The sequence below is a fragment of the Pyrobaculum sp. genome, assembly GCF_049971835.1.
Classification (GTDB): domain Archaea; phylum Thermoproteota; class Thermoprotei; order Thermoproteales; family Thermoproteaceae; genus Pyrobaculum.
In genome coordinates, this window is record NZ_JBMFKV010000124.1 from 1 (window position 1) to 6,081 (window position 6,081).

8 protein-coding genes are annotated in these 6,081 nt (G+C 59.8%); 5 read left to right on the forward strand and 3 right to left on the reverse strand.

From position 1 onward, the window contains the following. Nucleotides 1-32: 32 nt before the first annotated feature. The gene (locus ACP5J3_RS10150; protein ID WP_428495586.1) at nucleotides 33-278 is read right to left on the reverse strand and encodes a hypothetical protein; all 246 of its coding nucleotides are present in this window, start codon (nucleotides 276-278) and stop codon (nucleotides 33-35) included. A gap of 28 nt (nucleotides 279-306) precedes the next feature. Next, nucleotides 307-1,647: a DUF402 domain-containing protein gene (locus ACP5J3_RS10155; RefSeq protein WP_428495587.1), complete on the reverse strand. Its 1,341-nt coding sequence runs from the start codon at nucleotides 1,645-1,647 to the stop codon at nucleotides 307-309. A 170-nt stretch (nucleotides 1,648-1,817) separates the two neighbouring features. Between ACP5J3_RS10155 and ACP5J3_RS10160 the strand changes: the two genes are divergently transcribed. The 3 genes from ACP5J3_RS10160 (at nucleotide 1,818) to ACP5J3_RS10170 (ending at nucleotide 4,237) form a co-directional block, all read left to right on the forward strand. Further along, nucleotides 1,818-2,084, forward strand: a complete 267-nt coding sequence (locus tag ACP5J3_RS10160; RefSeq protein WP_428495588.1) for a ribbon-helix-helix domain-containing protein — start codon at nucleotides 1,818-1,820, stop codon at nucleotides 2,082-2,084. Nucleotides 2,085-2,270: 186 nt separating this feature from the next. Next, complete coding sequence (locus ACP5J3_RS10165) at nucleotides 2,271-2,753, forward strand: hypothetical protein (protein WP_428495589.1); 483 nt, start codon at nucleotides 2,271-2,273, stop codon at nucleotides 2,751-2,753. Further along, a complete protein-coding gene (locus tag ACP5J3_RS10170; protein WP_428495590.1) occupies nucleotides 2,708-4,237 on the forward strand; it encodes a hypothetical protein in 1,530 nt (509 codons plus the stop codon). The genes ACP5J3_RS10165 and ACP5J3_RS10170 overlap by 46 nt, the downstream gene beginning before the upstream one ends. A 90-nt stretch (nucleotides 4,238-4,327) precedes the next feature. Here ACP5J3_RS10170 and ACP5J3_RS10175 read toward each other — a convergent pair whose 3' ends face one another. Beyond that, a complete protein-coding gene (locus tag ACP5J3_RS10175) occupies nucleotides 4,328-4,747 on the reverse strand; it encodes a hypothetical protein (RefSeq protein ID WP_428495593.1) in 420 nt (139 codons plus the stop codon). A 112-nt stretch (nucleotides 4,748-4,859) separates the two neighbouring features. Here ACP5J3_RS10175 and ACP5J3_RS10180 point away from each other — a divergent pair, with 112 nt between their 5' ends. After that, nucleotides 4,860-5,594, forward strand: a complete 735-nt coding sequence (locus ACP5J3_RS10180) for a hypothetical protein (protein ID WP_428495591.1) — start codon at nucleotides 4,860-4,862, stop codon at nucleotides 5,592-5,594. 205 nt (nucleotides 5,595-5,799) lie between these two features. Further along, nucleotides 5,800-6,081 (forward strand): ATP-binding cassette domain-containing protein (locus ACP5J3_RS10185; protein WP_428495592.1); only part of this gene is annotated, 282 nt, incomplete at its 3' end.

Genomic DNA, 6,081 nt, shown 5'->3' on the forward strand with positions numbered 1-6,081 from the left:
CCTGTCCAGCACCTCGATCAGCACCGACGTGTCTAGGAGAGCCTCCGCGGTGATCCCCATCTCCTCCTATCTTCAAGTAGCTCCTCAACGGTGGCCGCGCCTTCCTCTCCCCGGTTTTTCTCCAGCATCTCCAGTATGGCCACTCTCCTCCTCAGAAGTCTGTACTCTTGTAGTATTCTGGATATGGCCTCCTCCATGGACCTCGCCCTGAGCCTCTCCTTCTCTCTCGCAAGCTCCTGCAGAAGTTTTTTCGACACGGCTATCGTCGTCTTCTCCACGCATATACCATTATAACTCTATATAACTCTACCGGCCGGAGATGTCGACTAGCCCGTTCTCGGTGCACTGGGGCCTCCCAGCCGGCGCGTGTGCTAGGGGGTCCTTTAGACGCCGTGGGAAGAACGCGGCGTATTTCTTAAACTCCTCTAGGTCGAGGATCTTCTCCTCTTGCTGAGTCACGGCCTTGTCGACGAGGAGGTCGATGTAGTACACCCGGCGGCCCCACTCGGGTTCGGTGTTGAGGTTGATGTATGTGCCGACCGGCCTCCCGTCGGGGGTGTAGTAGGTGTGGACCACATACCCGGCGCCGCGGGGTATGCACGTCAGCGCGTAGTAGCCCTTGCCGATCTCCACGCCGATTCCGTCCAGCACGCCCCCCGGCTTGAGCAACCTCTTGACCACCAAGACTCCGCCCCTCACGCCTATGGACTCCCCCCTCATCTTCACCACGTCGCCCCAGGGCTTTACGTGGTAAATCGCCACCTCGCCCTGGGCCAGGTACTCCGCCGCCTTTTCGTACACGTCGCCGCCGACGTAGTCGAGGAGGTCTACGCATCGCCCAATCCCCTGGGCTCTGAGGGCGTGGTGCCCCCTCGCCGTTGGGACCACCGAGCCTCTGGCCTCGTCCAGCCTCTCCTTGCCCCACTTGTCGAAGAGGGCGATCGCGAGGCAGCTACCACGCCTCAGCACCTCGCCGGGCGCCCCGCCTTTCGAAAGCGCCAGGAGCTCTTGGTAGAGGGACTCCGCCTCCCGGGCCAGGGCCTCCTCGTCGGCGTATCGGGCCGATGACTTGAACCTCAGCCCGAGGGAGGCGTACTGCCGCAGACGGGACTCAGCGAGTATCCTCAGCCTCAGCCTGTCCTCCGGGGGGATGTGCTCGCTGTACGTCACCCTCCCCGTGGTGTTCAGCTCGAGGTACTCGCCGTCGATGGCGATCTCCGGCACCGCCATCCCCCTGTGGGGGCCGATGGGCGGCTTCGCCACCGTGTATACGCCCACGGCCCCCGGCGTGAGGACGTAGCGGCTCGGCACTTCGTACACCTCGCCTCCGGGGCCCTCCACCGCCGCCTCGCCCACCGCCCTCCCGGCGAATACCTCCTTCACGCCTGCCCTAGCCCTGGCGATAAAGGGATCGGCGTATTGAGAGAGCCTCTCTAGAAAGGCCTCCACCGCCTCGCACTTCCCCACCACCACGATCCCCGTCTTAGACTCGTGGTCCTTAACCGTGGCGTCCGGCGGAGACACGTCTCTCTCAATAGCGAGGCGTTTTGCGATCTTTTCGGTGGGTTGCACCACCTTGAAGCCCCAGTCCAGGGCCAGTTTGGTCAGCGCGGTGGCGTATATACCCCTTATCCTCAGGCGGTGCACATCAGCTGGAGACGAAGGGGTTAAAGCCTTTATCCACCTATAAAAACCCGGGCGCTGGACGCATACGCCGAGGCGTGAGGAGTCCTTCCGCTCGCGACGTGTGAACGCGGCGGGGCCGCCGAGCCCGCCTGTCGGTCGGTAGGCATATAAATCCAGGAGTATTTACTGCTGTGGGTAGAGGAGGCAAGTCTAGAAAGAAGAAGAGAGAAATTTCGGTGGATCCGGACCTGTGGGAGAGGTTTGAGAAGAAGGTGGCGGCGGAGGGGAGGACCGCCAGTGCGGTTCTTGAGGAGTTGATTAGGAATTACCTCCTCGCCGACCTCTTCGCCGGGCTGGCCGAGGAGAAGGCGCCGCTTATGGTGAGGCCTGTGAAGCCTGTGGGCCCCGCTGACGCGGGGGAGGAGGTGTGGAGGATGAGAAATTTGCCTTCTATCTAAACGCCAGCGGATATTCTTTCCATGACTCTGATTTTAAGTAATCGCCAGGAGTTTATAATAGAGCACGGTTGGGGGAGTCCGTTGGCCATATCACTGGCTTGTGGGGATCTCCACGTGATTTGAAGTTTATATGGATCCATAATTTTATTCAACATATAGTTTTTAAAAACGTTCATAAGTGACTATATGTACACAGTGGTTGTATACCTTAAGAAGAGGTCTGCTACTATCGTGTCCTATCTGCCGACTCCCAATGGCAAGCCTGTTGTAGTTAAGAAACCGAGGGCGGTGGCCGAAGAGCTTGTTAACGAGTCCACAGTAAAGAGGAGTTGGGCTGTGGGCGACGCTAAGGCGGTCAGTTTGAAAGTGAGAGGGCGCGGGCTAGTAGTGGCGGTGAAGATTGCAGGGTGTAGCTCGCTCGCCACGCCGATAATAGACAGGGAGGTGAGGAGGGCATATAAAGAGTCCGCTGACCTTATCAGGAGGAACGCCTTGAGCCAGGGCGTGCCAGAGGACGTAGTCGACAGCTACATTAAGGCGTGGCTTAAGGCTGTCGACGGCCAGTTGCCTCCAGATGATCCAGACGCCAAGGCTGTGGCTGAGAGGGCCCCCTGGGCGGTGGTATGGGCCTACGGAAGATATTTGGTTCAGTCGCCTCCCTGGTGCTGAGGCGCATGCAGTGCCCGCCGCCGCTCAGCGTTACTTCGCTTAAGGAATACGAGGAGTATGTGAGGAGATTCGGCAAGCTCGTTACAGACGTCTACAACACAGTTACTGCTTATATAGAGGAGGAGGCCCCGTCGCTGATCTTCGTCATCGCCCCGCCAGGTAGCGGCAAGTCCCACCTCCTCTACCAGCTGGAGTCCGAGTACGGGAGGCAGTGGCCGACGGTCTTTACGTATTTGCACTCAGATCCGAAGAGCGCCCTAGACTTCGCAAGCCAGCTGGAGCTCAAGCTGGGCTTGGCGGTCTCCAAATGGCTCTACGACGTGTTAGGGAAGCCCGTCGAGTGCAAGGATCCCGTCTGCATCCTCACAGCAGTCCAAGCCGTGGCCACGGCGCTGGGGAGGCCGGTGCACGTCTTGATGCTCCTAGACGAGTATCCCATACGTTATCTCGGCGAAGATCCGCAACTCGCCAGGGAGACCGAGGTGTTGTTAAAAAAGCTGGCCGAGATGCCGGGCTTTATACCTCACGTGGTCGTGACGGCTCACTACCAGGGGGATTGGAGCGTCCTTGCCAACAGGCTGGGACGCGGCGCATTGGAGAAGTACCGCGAAGTGAAGTGGTTCGGGAGGATCTCGCTGGCGCCCGGCTTCGAAAAAGAGGCCGAGGAGTTCGTCAGGCGCCTGGCTTGCGGCGTCCAGTTAGACGGCCTCGTGGCGCGGATCGGGGCTGAGATGCTGAGGGAGGGCTACACCTTTAGGCATGTGATATTCTTCGTGACGGGAGCAGTAGAGGGGGCGAAAAAGAGGACCGCTGACGTCCAGGTGGAGCGCGAAATCCACGACGCGGTGGTCGACGCCCTCAAGAGCGGCTTGAAGGTGGGAAGATACCAAGGCCCCAGCAAGCCTGACATATACACAGAAGATGGGCTGTGCATCGAGATCAAGGTAAGGGCGGAGGCTGGCGGGATCAACCCCCTCCAGCACGCCGGTTGCAACACGGTCTACGTGACGATATCGCCCGAGCCGTTACGCGTCAAAAACGAGATCCACATAAAGGCCGACGTATACCAACTGGTGCACGCCCTCATGAGGCTCAGAGGTTCTGAAAGGGGGTTCGGGGACAGCATCTACAGAGGCGTCCTGGGCATGTTGGCGAAGGCCATCGTTACGGAGGCCCTTAAGAAAATTGGCGTCGCGCCAGCCGAAGAGGGGCAACCATCCCTCTGCGAGAAGCTGAGAAAAATATTCAGAGATAACCCGCGGCCCAATAGAAGCGATCTCGTAAAGTCTGCCGAGTTTAAGTTAATAGCCAAGGAGATCTTTGCCGGGAGGAATGAGGACTGTATAAAAAACATGAGGGCAGACTGCGTAAACGCCTTCTCAGAGCTGACCTTAAAGATATACGGAAAACCTGCCGTGAGAGTGAGAGGCTCAACAGTAGAGTTAGGTGATCTCTGCAAAGAGGGGTCACATAGCACAAAGTAGTGCTACCCTCGTTTCCCCCCTCCCTTGACCAATCCCCTGTTTAATTCGCAACCAGCAACGACTCGTCCACAGCCAAGGGGAATCTCGGCGTTAGATATCTGGCGTAGGTGGACATTGACACAGCTCATTCAGCCTCCCCCCAGTGTACCTGTCCAGCTGTCTGTAGCTGGGGGGCGGCCTCAGGCCCAGGTTGCTCAGCTTGACGGGGGCGCGGCACTGGGCGGGCTCCCTCACTTGGATGAGCATGGCGTACCTGGCGCCGCGGACGTACTCCATGTCCTCCCCGCTGACGCCCACGTCGCCTAGCTCCGCCAGCAGATGCGGAATGTTGGAGGGGGGCGCGACGAATACGACGCCTGCCGTGAAGCGGCCGGCCACGGCGGCTGTTGGCTTGGTGAAGTAGAGGTAAACCACGTCACCCGGCTCCACGAGGGGCCCCGCCAGCCGCCTCAGCTCGTACTTCTTGCGGCCGCTGAGGATCTCCCAGCCGAACCTGGGCTTAATCGACATGAGGATGTAGCGGCGCGAGGGGGGCGGGTTCTCCTCAACGTCGGAGGTACTCCGGCTCTTCACCACTCCGACGCCTCCACCCAAGTTAAAAAATATAACCTTTTCTCCCTACGTGAGGTGCTTCTGCGGGAGGCCGGCGCTGGAAAGCGGCTACTGCCCATACCACGACCCCAACTGCGTGAGGGACAAGCGGTGCCGGAGGTCGCTGGCCTTCACGCCGGACTGCGAGGGTTGCAACCTCCCGGGGGGCGAGGTGTTCGACTCGGCGCCGAGGCTGAGGGGGGCGAAGATACACGGCCCCCTAATAGTGCAGTACGTGGTGGGCGACGTAGACCTCACAGAGGCCAGGGGGGCCGACCTCTACATCCACAGCGTGAGAGGCGCCGTGAGGCTGGGGGGCTCCCGGTTTAGAAACATATACATAGACACAGTGGAGGGCGGGGTAGACCTGACGGGGGCCAGGGCAGTAGGGGTTGTCCTCTGGTCTGTGAAAGGCTCCGTGGCGGCCGGCGGGCTGTCGGCTGGTGGCCACGTTTCTGTGGTGGACGTGGCGGGCCCCGTGGCGCTGAGCGGGGCGAAGATAGCGGGGGAGCTTATCATCGAGGGGGTCAGGGGTACCGTACAGGCGGGGGCCTCTGCCTACTCCATCTCCATCTACAAGCTGAGGGGCGAGGCCTCGCTGTCCGGCGCCTCCACCGAGGGCGACATACGCGTCGTGGAGTCCCAAGGCGAGAGGCTAGACCTCTCCGGCGTAGAGGTGGGAGGCCGCGTCTACATCCTCGCCTCTAAATTCGGCGGCGTAAGAGTCGACAAGAAAGAGGTTTTAAAAAAGCTGGTTGTTCTTTGACTACACCTCCCGACGCCACCCTCCGCGGGCCCCGTATACCCCCCGGCCTGGGGGGTACAGTTGCTTAATGTCTACGATCCTGTGCCTTGGCCGACGCAGATTTTTCACCCCCCTACGTGTTAAACACGGCTGTGTGCGGCGTGGCCGTCGGCTTTGTGCACTGTATGCATCTTTACATATTTAAACCGATGTACTTCTCATATATGTGTCTCTTGTGTTGGAGAGTGTATCTGTATCTGTAGGAGGGCGTCTTCTGCTCAGTGACATATCTCTGGCGGTTCCCCGAGGCGGGGTTTTCTACATACTGGGGCCCAACGGAGTGGGGAAGTCATCGCTTCTCAAGGCTGTGATGGGTATTCCAGGTTATAACGTGGTGGGGGGCCGCGTCTTGTTAAACGGCGAGGATGTAACCCGGCTGAAGCCTTGTGATAGAGCGGCTAGGGGCCTCGCCCTCGCCTTCCAAACCCCGCCGAGGCTCCAGGGGGTA